The sequence below is a fragment of the Neorhizobium galegae bv. orientalis str. HAMBI 540 genome (genome assembly GCF_000731315.1).
Classification (GTDB): domain Bacteria; phylum Pseudomonadota; class Alphaproteobacteria; order Rhizobiales; family Rhizobiaceae; genus Neorhizobium; species Neorhizobium galegae.
On the sequence record NZ_HG938354.1, the window covers coordinates 626,085 to 641,686 of the forward strand.

14 protein-coding genes are annotated in these 15,602 nt (G+C 61.3%); 5 read left to right on the plus strand and 9 right to left on the minus strand.

Annotated elements, in window-relative coordinates; genetic code table 11:
• Positions 1–10: 10 nt before the first annotated feature.
• A complete protein-coding gene (locus tag RG540_RS25485; RefSeq protein ID WP_041364665.1) occupies positions 11–1,174 on the minus strand; it encodes a C45 family autoproteolytic acyltransferase/hydolase in 1,164 nt (387 codons plus the stop codon).
• A gap of 145 nt (positions 1,175–1,319) precedes the next feature.
• Here RG540_RS25485 and RG540_RS25490 point away from each other — a divergent pair, with 145 nt between their 5' ends.
• A complete protein-coding gene (locus RG540_RS25490; RefSeq protein WP_244446765.1) occupies positions 1,320–2,153 on the plus strand; it encodes a GntR family transcriptional regulator in 834 nt (277 codons plus the stop codon).
• Between the two features lie 126 nt (positions 2,154–2,279).
• Here RG540_RS25490 and RG540_RS25495 read toward each other — a convergent pair whose 3' ends face one another.
• From RG540_RS25495 to RG540_RS25505, 3 genes are all read right to left on the minus strand, one after another.
• Entirely contained in the window at positions 2,280–3,938 is a 1,659-nt protein-coding gene (locus RG540_RS25495) for a GMC oxidoreductase (RefSeq protein ID WP_041364669.1), read from the minus strand.
• Between the two features lie 104 nt (positions 3,939–4,042).
• Positions 4,043–4,954 carry a sugar phosphate isomerase/epimerase family protein gene (locus RG540_RS25500; RefSeq protein ID WP_041364670.1) on the minus strand — a complete coding sequence of 304 codons (912 nt, stop codon included), beginning with the start codon at positions 4,952–4,954 and terminating at the stop codon, positions 4,043–4,045.
• Positions 4,955–5,179: 225 nt separating this feature from the next.
• Positions 5,180–6,112 (minus strand): LysR family transcriptional regulator, encoded by a 933-nt coding sequence (locus tag RG540_RS25505; protein ID WP_080725071.1) that lies wholly within the window; start codon positions 6,110–6,112, stop codon positions 5,180–5,182.
• Positions 6,113–6,516: 404 nt separating this feature from the next.
• On the opposite strand from RG540_RS25505, the gene RG540_RS25510 reads away from it, so the two are divergent.
• The 4 genes from RG540_RS25510 (at position 6,517) to RG540_RS25525 (ending at position 10,944) form a co-directional block, all read left to right on the plus strand.
• Complete coding sequence (locus tag RG540_RS25510; RefSeq protein WP_041364672.1) at positions 6,517–7,872, plus strand: ABC transporter substrate-binding protein; 1,356 nt, start codon at positions 6,517–6,519, stop codon at positions 7,870–7,872.
• 60 nt (positions 7,873–7,932) lie between these two features.
• Complete coding sequence (locus RG540_RS25515; protein WP_041364674.1) at positions 7,933–8,901, plus strand: carbohydrate ABC transporter permease; 969 nt, start codon at positions 7,933–7,935, stop codon at positions 8,899–8,901.
• A 2-nt stretch (positions 8,902–8,903) separates the two neighbouring features.
• On the plus strand, positions 8,904–9,794 hold the full coding sequence (locus RG540_RS25520) for a carbohydrate ABC transporter permease (protein ID WP_051909782.1): 891 nt from the start codon (positions 8,904–8,906) through the stop codon (positions 9,792–9,794).
• 91 nt (positions 9,795–9,885) lie between these two features.
• Complete coding sequence (locus RG540_RS25525) at positions 9,886–10,944, plus strand: ABC transporter ATP-binding protein (RefSeq protein ID WP_041364676.1); 1,059 nt, start codon at positions 9,886–9,888, stop codon at positions 10,942–10,944.
• A 42-nt stretch (positions 10,945–10,986) separates the two neighbouring features.
• On the opposite strand, the gene RG540_RS25530 is transcribed toward RG540_RS25525, so the two are convergent.
• The 5 genes from RG540_RS25530 to RG540_RS25550 form a co-directional block, all read right to left on the minus strand.
• Positions 10,987–11,826, minus strand: a complete 840-nt coding sequence (locus RG540_RS25530; RefSeq protein ID WP_041364679.1) for a MurR/RpiR family transcriptional regulator — start codon at positions 11,824–11,826, stop codon at positions 10,987–10,989.
• A gap of 104 nt (positions 11,827–11,930) precedes the next feature.
• Positions 11,931–12,608: an aspartate/glutamate racemase family protein gene (locus RG540_RS25535; RefSeq protein WP_041364680.1), complete on the minus strand. Its 678-nt coding sequence runs from the start codon at positions 12,606–12,608 to the stop codon at positions 11,931–11,933.
• 71 nt (positions 12,609–12,679) lie between these two features.
• Positions 12,680–13,651: an ABC transporter ATP-binding protein gene (locus tag RG540_RS25540; protein ID WP_041364682.1), complete on the minus strand. Its 972-nt coding sequence runs from the start codon at positions 13,649–13,651 to the stop codon at positions 12,680–12,682.
• A complete protein-coding gene (locus RG540_RS25545) occupies positions 13,648–14,709 on the minus strand; it encodes an ABC transporter ATP-binding protein (RefSeq protein WP_041364685.1) in 1,062 nt (353 codons plus the stop codon). The genes RG540_RS25540 and RG540_RS25545 overlap by 4 nt, the downstream gene beginning before the upstream one ends.
• Positions 14,706–15,599, minus strand: coding sequence for an ABC transporter permease (locus RG540_RS25550; protein WP_041364687.1), 894 nt, complete (start codon positions 15,597–15,599; stop codon positions 14,706–14,708). Before RG540_RS25550 ends, RG540_RS25545 begins: the two co-directional genes overlap by 4 nt.
• Positions 15,600–15,602 lie beyond the last annotated feature (3 nt).

Genomic DNA, 15,602 nt, shown 5'->3' on the forward strand with positions numbered 1-15,602 from the left:
TGGTCTTTGCTCAAGCCGCGTTGGTCTGCACCTGGGGAGGCCGTTCGATCGGGCTGATCTGCATGTCGAGGCTGTATTTCCAGAAATGCGCGCCAAGTGCCGGCAAAAGCGCGACTTCCATTTCTCCCGTGCCCGGCACCATCACGATCATCGCGACCGTGGCGGACTGGTTGTTGGACAAGGGCGACCGACGGGGAGGCCGGCAGACGGAATACGGCGTCTCGAACGTGTCCGAGAGCGCAGTCTTGACGGTGTCGATCGTGACCGCGCCGATATGAGGCTGGAGCAACTGGCGGACACGCAGGTCGCGATAGAGGCTGTCGGGCATGTTCGCCACGCCCTTGTCGAGGAGCTTTGACAGGGCGATCGGGCTTTGGAAGTGATTGGCATGCACAAGCACCCCGTCCTGCGGATGAACCAGGAAAGTCTCGTCGGGCGCGCATTCGAAATCGATCGCAATGCCATGGGCATGGCCGATCATCATGTTGTTTGAAGCGGACTTGCGGGTGGCATAGACGGCCTGCATCGACAGTGCGAGCTGGTCCTGTTCTAGAACCTTGCGACGAATAATGGCGAGCGGCACGCCGAGCTCGCGGTAATCCCGTTCCGTCTCCAGATAGTTGCCGCTGATGGAGATGCCGGCGGAATTGAAGCCGGTGCGCGCGAGGCCACCGGCTTCCGTGAAGGTGATAATATCCGGGCCGTCGTCCCGTTTGATCTTCAGCACGACCGCAGTTTCAGCGCATTCTGCCTTCCAGTCCCAGTTCTGGGCGTGGATGAAGACGTCGTCTCTGGTCGCGCCCGGCATGACGAATACGCCGGTGCAGCCGTCCGACTGGATGAAGTCCTCCTGCCCCTTCTCCCGGCGGCGCGCGAGCTTGAGGATTTCGGTGCGGGCATTGAGCAGGAGAATGGCTGCCAAATCCGTGTTAACGGCGCTGGCAATGCCGCGCATTTCCTCGATGTACTGACTGCCATACTCATCGATCGCGCCTGCGAAGCGGTCGATCATCGTGGCAAGGTCGCTGTCCTTCAGGCCGGACGAATGCAGCTGGTCTTTATAGTGCCCGATCCCCTTCAAGATACGCTCCGCGGCCTGTTCCCCATATTGTTGACCGCGCTCGAACGGCGTACCAGAAATTTCAACAAGCGGGCAGGGAAGAGGCAGCGTCATGGCATGGGATTCCGGATGATGGGCGACGAAAGAGGTCGACTGGGATTGTTTTCGTCAAGAAAGTATTTCATAGAACAAAAAGCAAAAATACCGGAAAGGCAAGCGGAAAATGTCGGACGCGAGCACGCCGCTTCAGCAGGACCTGATGCGCCGCATCGTCGAGGTAATCCACAAGGACAATCTTCAGCCGGGCGCGCCGCTGCGCCAGAGCCAGCTTGCCGAACGTTTGCGGGTATCGCGGACGCCGGTGCGGATGGCGCTGGAACTTCTCGAGGCGCAGGGGGTGGTACGGCACGAGCCCAACCGCGGAATGAGGCTTGCCTCGATCCCGCCGATGATCGAGATCTCTAAGGCGCCGCCGGCTGACGAAGAACTGCTGATCGCGATTGCCAGGTTGCGGCGTGAAGGAGAGTTGCCGGAACAGTTCGCCGAGCTTGAATTGATGCGGTTGACGGGGCGTGAGCGCACGCCCGTCCGCCAGGCGCTGATCAAGCTCGAGGGGTTGGGCGTTCTCCAGCGCAGGAAGGGTTACGGGTGGCAGTTTTTCGATCCGGCACGAGACATGCGCGCAAGGGAGGAGAGCTACAATTTTCGCCTGCTGATAGAGTGCGCGGCGATTCTGTCGCCTGAGTTTTCCCTCTCGGCGGAATGGATCCGCTCAATGAGGGCGCGGCACGAGGCCATGCTGGCAGGCCCTTGGACGGAAACGTCAAGCGTCACGCTTTTTGAAATGAATGCGGAATTCCACCTCGGCATCAGTGCGGCATCGGGAAATCGCTATATCGAAGAGGCGATGAACCGACAGAACCAGCTTCGCCGCTTGTCGAACTACAACTGGCAGCATGGATCCGGGCGTGTGGCGGTGACATGCAGGGAACATCTTGAAATCCTGGATCGTCTCGAACATGGTGAAAATGAGGTTGCTGCCGCCCTCATGCGCAGACACCTTAGCGGAGCGCGGGGAACCGTTAGGAGATAATTTGCATTTTGGGTAAGGAAATTCAAAGCAGACGTTTTCAATGTGTGGAGCAGCTGCAAGAGAATGCGCGCATCTCGCGTCCTTGATCCGGATCCATTCACGGTGAAAGGCCCTTGGATTAAAACCTTAACAGGTTGACGACCGACGCGCGCTGGCAAGTCGTCGGCAGGCGCGGACCGTCAGCGCCATCACGGTCAGCGTCGTACCGGCGACGCCGCTCGTGGGGAAAGCACTGGCATCGGTGACAAACAGGTTGGGAACGTCCCAGCTCTGGTTCCAGCAATTCAGCACCGATGTTTCGGCTGATGTTCCCATACGCACACCGCCGCTTTCATGGATGGCGGCGCCCATGGACATGCTTCTGTGGAACATCCTTCGGAAGAGGAAGCGGCTAAGGGCATCGGCGTTGGGATAGGCGCCTTTGCCTATTTCCTTGAGGCCGAGAGGGGAGCCGATGAATTCCAACTCGCCACCGGCTTGCTCGACGATTTCAATCAGTGTTTGTTCCTGCCGCCTGAGCAGGTCACGCTCCCCTGAATCCATGACGCATCGGATATGGGGAACCGGTATTTTCCATGCGTCCGTCCTGTTCGGGGCGAGTGTAACGCGATTGTCGGCATGCGGCAGCATCTGCCCGTAGCCGAAGAACGCCATGCGGGCGGGAATACCGCCGGCGACAGGCCCTCTGCCGACGGTCCCCTGATAGGCGAAGTCGCTTCTCTTCTCACCGCTGCCGAAGCCTTCGAAGCGCGGGATGAAGATACCGCCGGATGCGGCATAGAACGGATCCGGCGGAGCGGACTCGTCCTTCATCCAGCCTGGAACCGGGGGGAAGGCTCCGACCGCCAAACAAGGCAGTTGATCCATGAAGTAGCGGCCCAACGTCCCCGAACTGTTGCCGAGACCAGTGGGATGTTTTGCTGATGCAGAATTCAAAAGCAGCCTGATGCTTTCGATCGGCGAAGCGCAGACGATGACGTTGGAGGCCTGGACCTTTTCGGTCTTGCCGGCAATACCGTCCGTCACCTCCGCGCCGGTTGCCAGGCCGGTTTTTTCGTCCGTGGTGATACGGCGAACCACCGCATTATAGCGAATGGTCAGCCGACCGCTTGCCTGCGCATCCCGAAGGGCGCGGGGAACACGCTCGGCTTCCGGAGCGACATAACGCCAGGAGACGATGCGGCGCTCGGGCCAGCGTCCTTCGACGGAGGCTTTGAACGCTTCCTCCGCCGGCGTCAGGTTCGAGCGATTGGCATAGACGCCATCGGGCATCGTCGAAACGCGATCCTCCTGGCCGTAGAGACCGAGATAGGATTCGACCTCGGAATAAAAGGGGGCGACCTCATCGTATGATAGCGGCCAGTCGACGCCTTCGCCGGTGCGGGTGTGCAGCCTGAAATCGTCGTCGCTCCAGCGCACCAGAACCCGGCCGAACGTGTGCAGCCTGCCGCCGGCCTGGCGCCCTCTGATCCACAGGAACGGCGCATCCGCCGGCGTCGTGTAGGGGTTTTTGCGATCGTTGACGAAGAGGTGGCTCATCCACTCCTTGAAGAAGACGGCCCGCGCCTGGACGGCCTGCCCGTTGGCGGTGGCCATTGCCCGATCCCAGATGTTGATGTCCTTTTGAACCGCCGTCTTGCGCGCCGGGTCGAAGTCCTTTGGGCCGACTGCAGGCCCCGCCTCGAGAAGAAGGACAGACAGGCCCTGAGCGGTGAGTTCTTTGGCCGCAAAAGACCCGGCCGCGCCGGACCCGACAACCAGTGCATCATAAATGGCTTGAGACATCGCTTCTCGGTATCCTGCGCGGCAATTAAGTGTCCTGAAAGGCGGCGTTAAGGAGTTCGGGCCCGGGTGGCCTCGAAAGCTTCGTTTGCCGCCGGGTGTGTTCCCTAATGCGCGGGCCGCCGCAATTTCGAGAGCCATTCGGCGCTCGCCTTCGCGCATTCGAAGGGCGGCAGCGTCGGGAAATCGACCTCGGCGATCAGCCAGCCGTCGAAATCACTGCCAAGGGCTGCAAGCATGCCAGCAAGATCGAGTTCACCCGAACCGGGTTCAGCCCAGAGACCGGAAACGACGGTCTGCTGATAGGTCTTCCCGGCGGCCTTTGCAGCATCACGCACCTGCAGCCGGCAGTCCTTGACATGCATAACCCGGGTCCGGTCCCGATAATCCTTGATAAGGCCGATGACATCGGCGCCTGCCCATGAGAGGTGGCCCGTATCCGGACCGAAGCCGAGCTGGTTCGCGCTGATATTATCGAGGAGGCGGCGGGTTTCGGTTTCTGTCTCGATCCAGGTGCCGATATGCGGGTGGAGCGCCGCCTTGACGCCTTCTTCGTTCAGGATGGCCGACGCCCGATCGACGAGATTGAATATCATCGCGAATTTGGCTTCGTCGAATTCCGCTCCGACGCCGGGACGCTTGACCCGCGGCGCATCCTTGTTCATCCGGGTGGCGATGAACATGTCGGTCAGGCCGAGCTCGGCCTGTTGAGCGGCGCTCGTGCGGGCGGTCTCCAGCGCCGCCTCTATCTCGACGCCGTGTTCCGGCAGCGCCATCGACAGGTAACCCGGGGCTGGCTTCAGGCCTGCATCCTGCAAGGCGCTCTTGTATTCCCCGATCGTCCATCCGGCTGGGACCTGCGCATGCACTGCATGAAAGCCGGACCGTGCGATTTCCTTCAGCAGTTCCTGTGGCGTCGGTCCCTTGGTCGGATCGAGCCAGCCGTCTGCCGTGGCGAACCACTGGATAGGATTGAGAGCAAATCTGTAGCCGCCGGGCGTGGAGAGAAAATCGGTCATGGATAGGGTTCGCTCCGTTTGAACGCGCCGCACGCCGCTCGGTTTGGGCATGCCATCGCCGCGGCCGAACGGTTGCCCGAACGACGCGAGATGCCCTGCGGCAGGTTTGGTGTTGGTTCGCCGCTCAAGATGTGCTGGCGGCGAGCACACCAAGAGGTACATGAGCGCGTCCAACGAATAAAATAACTTCGGCTGGCGTAGGTATAACTGATCTTCATAGGGCAGCTATGCCGCAGGAGGGGTTGCACCTATGCCGCTGGCTCGTTCAATTTCTCTCAGAAGGACCGAAACTGTCGGGCGGACTTCCCCTTTGCGGCGAAATACCGCGTAGATATCGCGTGTGAGGGAAATCTCGTTGAAGTCGAGAGCGACCAATCCCAATCCGCTTCCCTCAAGGTTCGCTCGCGTCAAATACGCCAGATGATGGGTGCGAGAGATCATCGACGTCAGAAAATTGATCGATGTCGTTTCGACGGCCACGACAGGCTTTGGCAGGCCGGTGCTGCGAAAAAGCGATTCGAGCAATAGCCGGTCGGTCTCGGGCAGAGGTGGCAGAACCCAGCTGTATTGCGCAAGATCGGAGATCGACAGGTTCTTGCGTTGTGCAAGCGGATGCGATTGATGCGCAACGATTTTTACCGGCTCCCTGGCGACCAGCCTCCACTCGAAATCCTCGTTCAGGATCTCACTCGGCTTGACCGTCAACACAACGTCGAGTTTGGCCGCGAAGAGTTGGGGAAGAAGGACTTCATTGGTGCCCTCGTGCACCATGAGGGCAACATCAGGACGGGCAGCCGAAAAGCGGATCAACGCATCGGGAATAACTTGTCTGAGGGCAGCAGCCATGCTTCCGATCCGAAGCGAACCGCGACGTGCGCCACGCAGGGCGTCTATTTCATCGACGGCCTCGTTGGCCAAGGACAGCAGCAATTCGCTGTAGCCGATAAGGCGCTGCCCGAACAGCGTAACCTGAACTCCCGTCGGACCTCGGTCGAGCAGCCGGACGCCGAGCGCCTGTTCCAGGCTGCGAATGCTTTTGCTGAGGGCGGGCTGGGTGAGCCGCAGGTTCTCCGCCGCCATGCTGAAGCTACCCGTGTGCACCACGGCTATGAAGTGCCGGAGCTGTCGAAGGTCCAGTCGGTGCAGGTTTTTGTTCATGGTGTCCGGTCGCGGAGAGGCAGCTACGGCCCCAGTATGACCAAAGGTTATACCTCGGGCAATGTTAGTTGTTTGACTTCGAACCCCCGCTGAACAGAGTGTGGTGTCATAAATGCCGGGCCGAACATTGCCTTTGCATCTCGCAGCGGGATCAACCCGCTGGGGCGATACGCATGGTGGAAGTGGCGGTCACGACAGGGGAACAGGATGATTCCGTTGAATATTCCAAGGCCAAGAGGCGCAGCGTCATAGTCACGGAAGACGTGAAACGGCGGGCTGGAGCCACCCTGGAGATTTGAACACGCCACCGAATTCTCTCAGCATCCGGAATGATGCGGAGAGCAGCCGTGCGCCCAGACGTAAGAATCCACGAACGGACCGTTCAAACAGGAGGTAAACGAATTATGGTGTCCCGAAAAATCGAAAAGGCGCGCGCGCCGACACTGCTGTCCACGTGTCTCGTGACGGCGCTGGCGCTGGCATCCCCCGACAGACTGGCGCATGCCCAGGCGGTTGAACTTCCCAAACCCCTGATCGACGCGGCCCAGGCCTATGCATCCAAACTGACGGGTGGGCAGAAGATCGGAGGCAAGGTCTCCATCCTCGGCGTCAATGGCGGCCGGGAACTCGAGATGCTGAAGGCAGCCTGGGCTCCCTTCCAGGCGGCAACGGGGATTACCGTCGATTATACGGGAACGACCGACTTTGCTGCGGTGCTGCAGACCCGCGTCCAGGCAGGTGATCCACCGGATCTCGCCGGGTCTACCAACATCAACAACCTCGTGCGCTATGCGAAGCAAGGTGCTTTGAAGGATGTCGGCGCGATGGTCGGCGAAGCTGCCATCAAGGGGAAGTTCGATCCCGGACTCGTCGATGCTGCAAGCCTGAACGGCAAGATCTACGGGGTTTGGACCGAACTCAACAACTTCATGGTCTGGTACAATGTCCACACCTACGACGGCCCGAAAGATGCCCCCACCTGGGAGCAGTTCGACGCCTGGGCCGTGAAACGCGCCAACGCCGGCAAGACACCCTGGTGCTACACCGACGAACGGGGTGCTTCCTCGGGAGCGCTTGCCGGCAACTGGATCCAGGCCTACATCCTGAAGAACTCCGGCCAGAAGACCCTCAAGGGTCTTGGCGATGGCTCAATTTCCTGGACCGCGCCGGAAGTGAAGGCCGCGTTCGAGGCGTTCGGGAAAATCGCCCACGATCCCAAGATGGTTCCCGGTGGCCCGGTCGCGGCCATGTCGACGCCTGCGGTCAAAGTTGGCGCCGGGCTTTTTTATGATCCCCCCCAGTGTTCGGTTCTTCTGTGGGGAACATATGCCGGCAGCCTTACCAATCTGATCTATCCCAAGGTCAAGCCGATCGAAGATATGGACTTCATGCCGGTACCGGGCAAACCGGAAAATGCGGCCTATGAGACGTTCGGGGGAACGCTTTACCTGGCATTCAGGGACACGCCGCAGATCAAGGCATTCTTGTCTTACCTCGTATCGGACGAGGCGCAGAAGCTCGTGGCGTCCGCCGGCAACTGGACCGTTGCCAGTCAGGCGGTTCAGCCGAGCGATTATTCCAACCCCGTGCTCAAGCGGGCTCGCGAGACGCTGCTCAAGCCAGGTGTCACGCTTGTTGCCCAGCCGACCCAGGTTGTCGATCCGCCGGTGATCCAGGCATTGTGGAAAGGCGTCGTGCAGTACGTGCTCGATCCCGACAGTCTGGATAGCGTGCTGCAGGCGATCGACGCTGCGAGATAAGCCGGACGATCATTCCCAGGAGCGGCCAGGCTGCTCCTGGCAACGGATGGAATAAACGCCATGAGTAGTCAGATCCTGCAACTTATCCTGGGGCTCCTTTCCTTGCCCGCCGTGGCTCTGGTCATCATTCTGCCGGGGGAACTGGCTATCAGGAGGTTTCCGCAAAAGACGCAGAGCAGCATCCGACCCTGGATATGGCTCTCGCCGGTCCTGGCCCTGGTGGGCTTGGTCATAGCCTATCCGCTCGTCGCGTCGATCGTTTACAGTTTCCGTGACGCAACCGGCAGCAACTGGGTCGGATTTAGAAACTTCGTTTGGGCATTCGGGACCGCCATGCGCCCCGTTCTATTCAACAATGTCCTCTGGATCGTTGTCTTTCCCGTGCTGACGGCCGTGCTTGCCCTTACCGCCGCAATCATGCTGGACCGGGTCAAGTACGAGCGTGTCGCGAGAACCTTCCTGATCCTGCCGACCGCAATGTCCTTCGTCGCCGGCGCCGTCATCTGGAAGATGATGTATACTTACGAGCCACCGATGCAGCCGCAGACGGGCACGCTCAACGCCATCTGGACGGCGGTCACGGGCAAGATGCCGATCGCATGGCTGATCGACCGCAACGTCAACAACTATGCGCTGATCTTCGTCGCCGTCTGGATGAGCATCGGTGTTTCGACCCTCATTCTGTCGGCGGGCGTCAAGAATATCCCGCGCGAACTGGTCGAGGCCGCCAAGATCGACGGGGCGGGAGAGTGGGCGGTCTTCCGCTTCGTGACGCTTCCCTCGCTCTGGCCGACGATCCTCGTGGTCCTGACAACCCAGGCGATCTTCTCCCTCAAGGTCTTCGACATCGTCTACGTCATGACCAACGGTTCCTTCGGTACCGACGTGATCGCCAACAAGATGTATTCGGAGCTCTTCGTGAAACAGAATCTCGGAACGGCCAGCGCCATCGCCGTCCTGCTCCTCATCCTCGCGTCTCCGGTGATCTTCATGAACATCAAGCAGATCAGGTCGGAGGGAGGAGAGTGACGATGTCCGCAATCGAAAGCCGCCGAGCCGCGCTCATTTCCGTGCGGCCGGCCTCCAAACTCGGAAACCGGCTGAAGCGAATCGCGCTCCATAGCGCGGTCCTTCTTCTCTGCGTGGTCTGGTTTACGCCCGTCCTGTCGCTCTTCGTGACGACATTCCGCTCGGAAAGCGACTCCTCCCTGACGGGCTGGTGGCATGCCTTTATCGAATGGCGGCCGGTGCTGTCGAACTATGTCGAGGCCATGTATCTGACCGGCGTCGGCCGCAGCGTCGTCAATTCGATCGTGCTGACGGTTCCCACCGTGCTCGGGACCGTGCTCTTCTCCGCAATTGGCGCTTTTGCCTTGGCGCGTATGCGGTTTCGCGGGCGTATCGCGCTGTTTCTTGCCATGGTCGGTTTCCAGGTATTGCCGCCCCAGCTCGTCCTGGTGCCAATGCTGAAGTTCTTTCTTGCGGTTGGCCTTACGGGAACCTTCATACCGGTCTGGATCATCGAAATGGGCCTGACGGTGCCGTTCGGGATCTTTCTCCTCTATGGCTTCTTCTCCAGCATCCCCTCAGACCTTGTCGAGGCGGCGCGCATCGACGGCGCCTCCGAACCGCGTATCTTCTTCCAGATCATCCTGCCGCTGTCGGGTGCCGTTCTCGCGTCGCTGGCAATCCTGCAATTCATGATCGCCTGGAACCACCTGTTGATCCCCCTGATCTTCCTGGGATCGGGTTCGCTTTCACCACTCACGGTGCAGGTCGCGAGCCTTGCCCAGACCAATGCGGGCGGCCTCAATACGCTCACCGCGGCGACCTTCATCTCGGTGATCGTACCGCTGGTGCTGATCGTCAGCCTGCAGAAATATTTCGTGCGCGGTGTGCTCGGCGGCGCCGTCAAAGGATGACCATCAACGATTTTGCGATCCGCCTGGTGCGCAAGACAGAGACCGGCGCGCTCGACCGGAAGGTCCGGCGCCCAAGACGAGGAATGGAAACATGGCAAACGTAAATCTGCGCGACGTCAGAAAAGTCTATAACCAGACCCAGGTCATCCATGGCGTGAATGTCGATATCGACGACGGCGAGTTTGTGGTTCTGGTGGGGCCGTCCGGATGCGGGAAATCGACGCTGCTGCGCATGATCGCCGGGCTGGAGGAAATCAGCGACGGCCAGGTCCATATAGGCTCGACCGTCGTCAACGAGATGTCTCCGAAGGACCGCGACATCGCCATGGTCTTTCAGAGCTATGCGCTCTACCCGCACATGACGGTCGCCCAGAACATGGGCTTTTCCCTGCAGCTGCGCGGCGACGCAAAGCCGGAAATCCGCGCCAAGGTCGAAAAGGCGGCAAAGATCCTTAATCTCGAGGCCCTGCTGGAGCGTTATCCGCGGCAGTTGTCGGGTGGCCAGCGGCAGCGTGTCGCGATGGGACGGGCAATCGTGCGCAACCCGCAGGTGTTCCTGTTCGACGAGCCTTTGTCCAACCTGGATGCCAAGCTGCGGGTCACCATGCGCGGCGAAATCAAGGCGCTGCACCAGCGGCTCGGAAGCACCATGATCTATGTGACGCATGACCAGATCGAAGCCATGACCATGGCGGACAAGATCGTCGTTATGCGGGATGGTTTCGTCGAACAGGTCGGCTCGCCTCTGGCTCTCTACGATCGTCCTGCCAACCTCTTCGTGGCAGGCTTCATCGGGTCGCCGGGCATGAATTTCCTGTCCGGCCGTTATGCGCAGGGGAAGGTCTGGATCGGCGATATCGCGCTTCCTGTCTTAGAGCTTCCGTCGCCGGAAAACGAGGGGCGTCATGTGGTCTACGGCATCCGTCCGGAGAATCTGAGCATGGCCGGCGAAGCTGGCCAGCCCCTCATCGTCGAGGTCATCGAGCCAACCGGCGCCGAAACGCATGTCGTGGGCCAGATCGCCGGCCAGCGGGTCATCGGGGTATTCCGTGAGCGGGTCACGACGCGGCCGGGGGATGTTCTTCGCGTCGAGTTTGATTCCCGAAAGGTGCATCTCTTCGACCCGCAAAGCGAGCAGCGCATAAACTGACGGTGGGCCGGCCGGTACCTAATAGCGTCGGCATCGATCCCGTCAGAGTTCGTCGAGCCCCTCATTCAGCGTCTCGATGTTGCGGAGGCGCTTTCTTCCCTCGACACCTGCCTTTTCCAGGCACCGGGTGATGAGCAGATGGCAGAGGGCCATGACCGCCGTATGATTGAAGAGCGGGCCGGGCGCTAGGGTCTGGCATTGGAAATGCCAGGTTGCCGACGTCTCGAACGCGGCGCCCTCGTCGGTGATGTAGAGGAGTTTCGCTTTAGACCGCCGAAGCTGGGCGAGGATGGCGTCCACCTGAGCGATCCTCCGGCGCATGGCGAAGAACACCACGACGTCGTCTTCGCGCAAGCTGACAAGGTGTTCTCCAAGCGTCTGCCCCGCGCCGGGGATTGCGACGATATCCTCGATGACCTGGGTCAACTGCCATTGAAGGTAGGAGGCAAAGGGATGGCTACTCCGGAAACCAAGCACCCAGACCTTCCTGGCCGCAATCATTGCGTCCGTCACAGCCTCGATTTGCCCCTCGGAAATGGAAAGGAACGTTGCTTCAAGATTGGCGACCCCCTGGGCGACATGCGCTTGCATCGACTGGGCCGCCGCGGCGTCGGCAGCGGTCGTCAGGAAGAGCCGCGAACCGGTCTGCTTTTCGGCCCGGGCATGGCGACGGGCTTCCTCGTAGTTTTCGTAGCCGAGGCGCTGGATGAAGCGCGTCACAGTGGCCTTGGAGACATGCGCAAGCGCTGCAAGCTCCTGCGCCGAATAGCTGGCAAGCTCGCCTGGAAAGTCGCAGACGAATTCTCCCACGCGCTTCTCGGCGGGATGCAGTTCGGGCAGGGCTTGCCTGACGCGGTACAGGAACGATTTATCCTTCGGCATGGGAAACTCCGCCAAGACATCAGCGGGCGGACCTTCCGGCGGGACGCCGCGACTTGCAACAGAAAAAACGGCCCCTCGATGGCGTTGTTCAGGAGACGCCCTGATCATTTCGTCCTCGCTCCGGCTCCAGGAGGATGGGCGATCCGGGAAAGCAACAGTTCGACAGCGGAGCGGATTGGCGCAATCACCGGCGACGAGAGAGCCCGCTGAAGATCGTCCGCCGCCTGGCCCAGCGGACCGCCGCCGATGATGACGGCTTCAGCGCCATCCCGTTCAAAACATTCACGAACCGCGATCGCAAGGGCCGCGTGCAAACGCGCGGGGTCGGCGGCAAGGACCAGCGGATCGTCGCTGGTCAGCCGTGTGCCGGTAAAGAGGTGAGCAAGGCCAAGCGTTTCAGCCTTGGCGGCAAAGCTCACCACGAGGTCGGGAGTGACAGTCGCGATGCCGAAACGCCGGCCTCCGGCGGCGGCTTCGTACATGCTCGCTTCGCAGATGCCGACGACCGGCAGGCCGGACAGGGCTTTCAGGCGTTGAAGGCCTGGATCGCCGAATGCGCTGACGATCAACCCATCGCTCACTCCCGCCGCGGCCAATCCCATTTCGACGACGCCGCCGGCCGCCGCAGCAAGCTCTCCGTCATTCAGGATCATCGGCACGCCGCTCGTGGCCGTGACACCCTCCACCGAGAATTTTTCCGGCAGGTATTTCCGGGCGATCTCGGTCATCATAACCGTCGTCGCCTGGGACGTGTTCGGATTGATCAATGTGATATGCGTCATGTCCCGTTCCGTGCGCGATTGCACGGACGCCGTCCCTGCTTCGCTATGGTTTCTCATCATCTTTGCACTGTTCAGGCATATTGAACGCAAGCGACGCTGCCTGCGCCACCCTGCGGCATCAGGGCAGGCACTTCCGTACGGCAGAGATCGGAAACCTGGGCGCAGCGCGGCGCAAAGGCGCAACCGGGCGGCATGGCAGCCAGGTCCGGCGGTGCCCCGGGAATGGTGATCAGCCGGTCACGTCCATGGGCCAGTTCGACGCGGGCGCCGAGCAGCCCCTTGGTATAGGGGTGCCTCGGTTCGCGGATGATGTCGGCGACCCTGCCTTCCTCGACGATCCGCCCGGCATACATCACCGCGATCCGATCCGCGACTTCCGCCGCAACGCCGATATCATGGGTGACGAAGATGACGGAGAGCCCGTATTCCTTCTGTAAATCGCGGATCAGCAGGAGGATCTGGATCTGGACCGTTGCATCGAGGGCCGTGGTCGGTTCATCGGCGAGCAGGACCTTCGGATTGCAGGCAAGCGCCATGGCGATCATCGACCGCTGCAGCATGCCGCCCGACATTTCATGCGGATAATTTTGCAGCCGGCGCTCCGGGGAGGGGATCTTGACCTTCTGGAAGAGAGCAAGCGCGCGCGCCGCCGCTTGCGAGCGCGAGATGCCCTCATGCCGCATGATGGTCTCTTCTATCTGACGGCCAAGCGTGTAGACCGGGTCGAGTGCCAGCCGCGGCTCCTGGAAGACCATCGAGGCGACGGCGCCCCGAAAGGCACCGAGATCCTTGGCCGTCAATCCCGTTACATTGCGGCCGGCGACCGTCATTGAGCCCTCGATCGTCGTGCCTTTGGGGTGCAGGCGCAGCAATGAGCGCATGGTGACGCTCTTGCCGGACCCGGATTCGCCGAGCAGCGCAACAACCTCGCCCGGCTGGACCGAAAGGCTGACGCCGTTGACGGCCTTCACCGGTTTGCGGCCGCGATTGAAGGTCACGGAAAGATTGCGGATGTCGATCATCGCGGCGGTTTGCATGGTCATGCCTCCATCAATGCCGGTGCACGGCTGTGGCGTGAGCCCGGTACGGACATCAAGCAGGCTGCGGACTGGCTTTCGGAGACGCTGGCAAGCGGCGGCAAACTCTCGCTGCAGACGCTCTCGGCAAACGAACAGCGGGTATGGAACCGACAGCCTGACGGCGGATCGATCGGGTTCGGCGGGTCGCCCGAGAGCGGCGGCTCCGAGGTTCGTTCGGACGGGTCCATCTTCGGCATCGAGGCGAGAAGCGCAGCGGAATAGGGATGGCGGGTGTTTTCGAAGATCGCATCGCGGCTGCCGATCTCGGCCACCTTGCCGAGATACATGACCATCACCCGGTCGCACATGAAGCGCACGACGTTGAGGTCGTGGGAGATGAACAGGTAAGTCAGGCCGAAATCCCGCTTCAGGTCGAGGAGCAGGTTCAGGACCTGGGCCTCCACCGACTTGTCGAGTGCCGACACGGCTTCGTCGAGGATGACAAGCCGTGGTTCGAGTGCGAGCGCCCGGGCGATATTGACGCGCTGCCGTTGTCCCCCCGACAGTTCGTGCGGGTAACGGCCGGCAAAGCGCGAGGGCTCCAGCCCGACCCGGTACAGCAGGTCATGGGCCCTGGCGATCGCCTTGCTCGCGGCAACGCCATGCACGCGGGGCGCAAAGGCGATGGATTCTTCAATCGTGAGCCTGGGATTGAGGGAGGCATAGCTGTCCTGAAAGACCATCTGGACCTGGCGGCGGTAATCGGAAAGCGGCAGCGCGCCGCCGACCGTCTCACCGTCGAACAGGACATCACCTCGGTCAGGCAAGATGAGCTGCATCAGCAGCCGCGCCGTCGTGGACTTGCCGCAGCCGCTTTCCCCGACGACGCCCAGTGTCTCGCCCTTGAGGATATCGAAATCGACGCCATCGACGGCGCGGACGACCTTCTTCGGCTTCATGAAGCCGCTACCCTTGACCGGGAAATGCTTGATCAGGCCGCGCGCGGAGATGAGCGGCTGAGCGGGGCCGCCCCTTTCGCCGACGGGAAGATCGTAGGCGGGTTCTTCGACGATGCTGATCATGACTTCACGTCCATGGCTGTGCGCAGCCCGTCTGAGAAAAGGTTGAAGCAGATCGAGGTGATGAAGATCATCAGGCCGGGGAGGGCCGCCACGAACGGATTGTTGTAGATTGCCGTGCGAAGCGTGTTCAGCATTAGCCCCCATTCGGCATCCGGCGGCCGCACGCCGAGGCCAAGGAAGGAGAGGCCCGAGGCGAGGATCATCGAGACGGATATCAGGCTCGTGGCAAAGACGAAGATCGGGCCGAGCACGTTGCCGAGGATATGGACGCGGATGATCGTCATCGGCGGGGCGCCGGACGCCCGCGCCGCGTCCACGTAATCGAGCTTGCGGACCTGGGTGGTGACGCTTTCGGCGACGCGGGCGATCTGCGGGATGAAGACGACAGTCAGCGAGACGAGCGCGTTGGTGAGCCCCGAGCCGAGGGCGCCCGACAGCGCCACGGCCAGAAGGACCGAGGGAAACGCGTAGAAGACGTCGACCGTGCGCATGATCAGCGTATTGACGATGCCGCCTGCATAACCAGCGACGATACCGATGGTCGAGCCGATGATGAAGGCGACCGGCACCGGGATAACGCCCATGATGAGGGAAAGCCGCGCCCCATAGATCAGCCGGGAGAGCATGTCGCGGCCGAGTTCGTCCGTGCCGAAGATATAGCCTGGCGTGCCGATCGGCTTGAGGCGGCGGATGACGCTGCCCTTGGAAGGATCGTAGGGCGCGATATAGGGCGCGAAAATCGCGATCAGCACCAGGATCAGGAGAATAGCGAGGGCCGACATGGCGACCGGGTCACGGGAGATGCGGCGCAACACGCCGCTCCAGAAACCAGGGGACTTGGCAATAGCGGCAGGGGAAGGGGCCGCGATGTCTGCGGTGACGACAGCCATGTG

What these genes read in the sequence shown, in the direction of transcription:
- RG540_RS25535 (WP_041364680.1), bottom strand. Translation starts at nt 12,608, where the DNA reads ATGACGCATATCACATTGATCAATCCGAACACGTCCCAGGCGACGACG.
- RG540_RS25525 (WP_041364676.1), top strand. Translation starts at nt 9,886, where the DNA reads ATGGCAAACGTAAATCTGCGCGACGTCAGAAAAGTCTATAACCAGACC.
- RG540_RS25545 (WP_041364685.1), bottom strand. Translation starts at nt 14,709, where the DNA reads ATGATCAGCATCGTCGAAGAACCCGCCTACGATCTTCCCGTCGGCGAA.
- RG540_RS25505 (WP_080725071.1), bottom strand. Translation starts at nt 6,112, where the DNA reads ATGAACAAAAACCTGCACCGACTGGACCTTCGACAGCTCCGGCACTTC.
- RG540_RS25495 (WP_041364669.1), bottom strand. Translation starts at nt 3,938, where the DNA reads ATGTCTCAAGCCATTTATGATGCACTGGTTGTCGGGTCCGGCGCGGCC.
- RG540_RS25510 (WP_041364672.1), top strand. Translation starts at nt 6,517, where the DNA reads ATGGTGTCCCGAAAAATCGAAAAGGCGCGCGCGCCGACACTGCTGTCC.
- RG540_RS25550 (WP_041364687.1), bottom strand. Translation starts at nt 15,599, where the DNA reads ATGGCTGTCGTCACCGCAGACATCGCGGCCCCTTCCCCTGCCGCTATT.
- RG540_RS25515 (WP_041364674.1), top strand. Translation starts at nt 7,933, where the DNA reads ATGAGTAGTCAGATCCTGCAACTTATCCTGGGGCTCCTTTCCTTGCCC.
- RG540_RS25520 (WP_051909782.1), top strand. Translation starts at nt 8,904, where the DNA reads ATGTCCGCAATCGAAAGCCGCCGAGCCGCGCTCATTTCCGTGCGGCCG.
- RG540_RS25500 (WP_041364670.1), bottom strand. Translation starts at nt 4,954, where the DNA reads ATGACCGATTTTCTCTCCACGCCCGGCGGCTACAGATTTGCTCTCAAT.
- RG540_RS25540 (WP_041364682.1), bottom strand. Translation starts at nt 13,651, where the DNA reads ATGACCATGCAAACCGCCGCGATGATCGACATCCGCAATCTTTCCGTG.
- RG540_RS25490 (WP_244446765.1), top strand. Translation starts at nt 1,320, where the DNA reads ATGCGCCGCATCGTCGAGGTAATCCACAAGGACAATCTTCAGCCGGGC.
- RG540_RS25530 (WP_041364679.1), bottom strand. Translation starts at nt 11,826, where the DNA reads ATGCCGAAGGATAAATCGTTCCTGTACCGCGTCAGGCAAGCCCTGCCC.
- RG540_RS25485 (WP_041364665.1), bottom strand. Translation starts at nt 1,174, where the DNA reads ATGACGCTGCCTCTTCCCTGCCCGCTTGTTGAAATTTCTGGTACGCCG.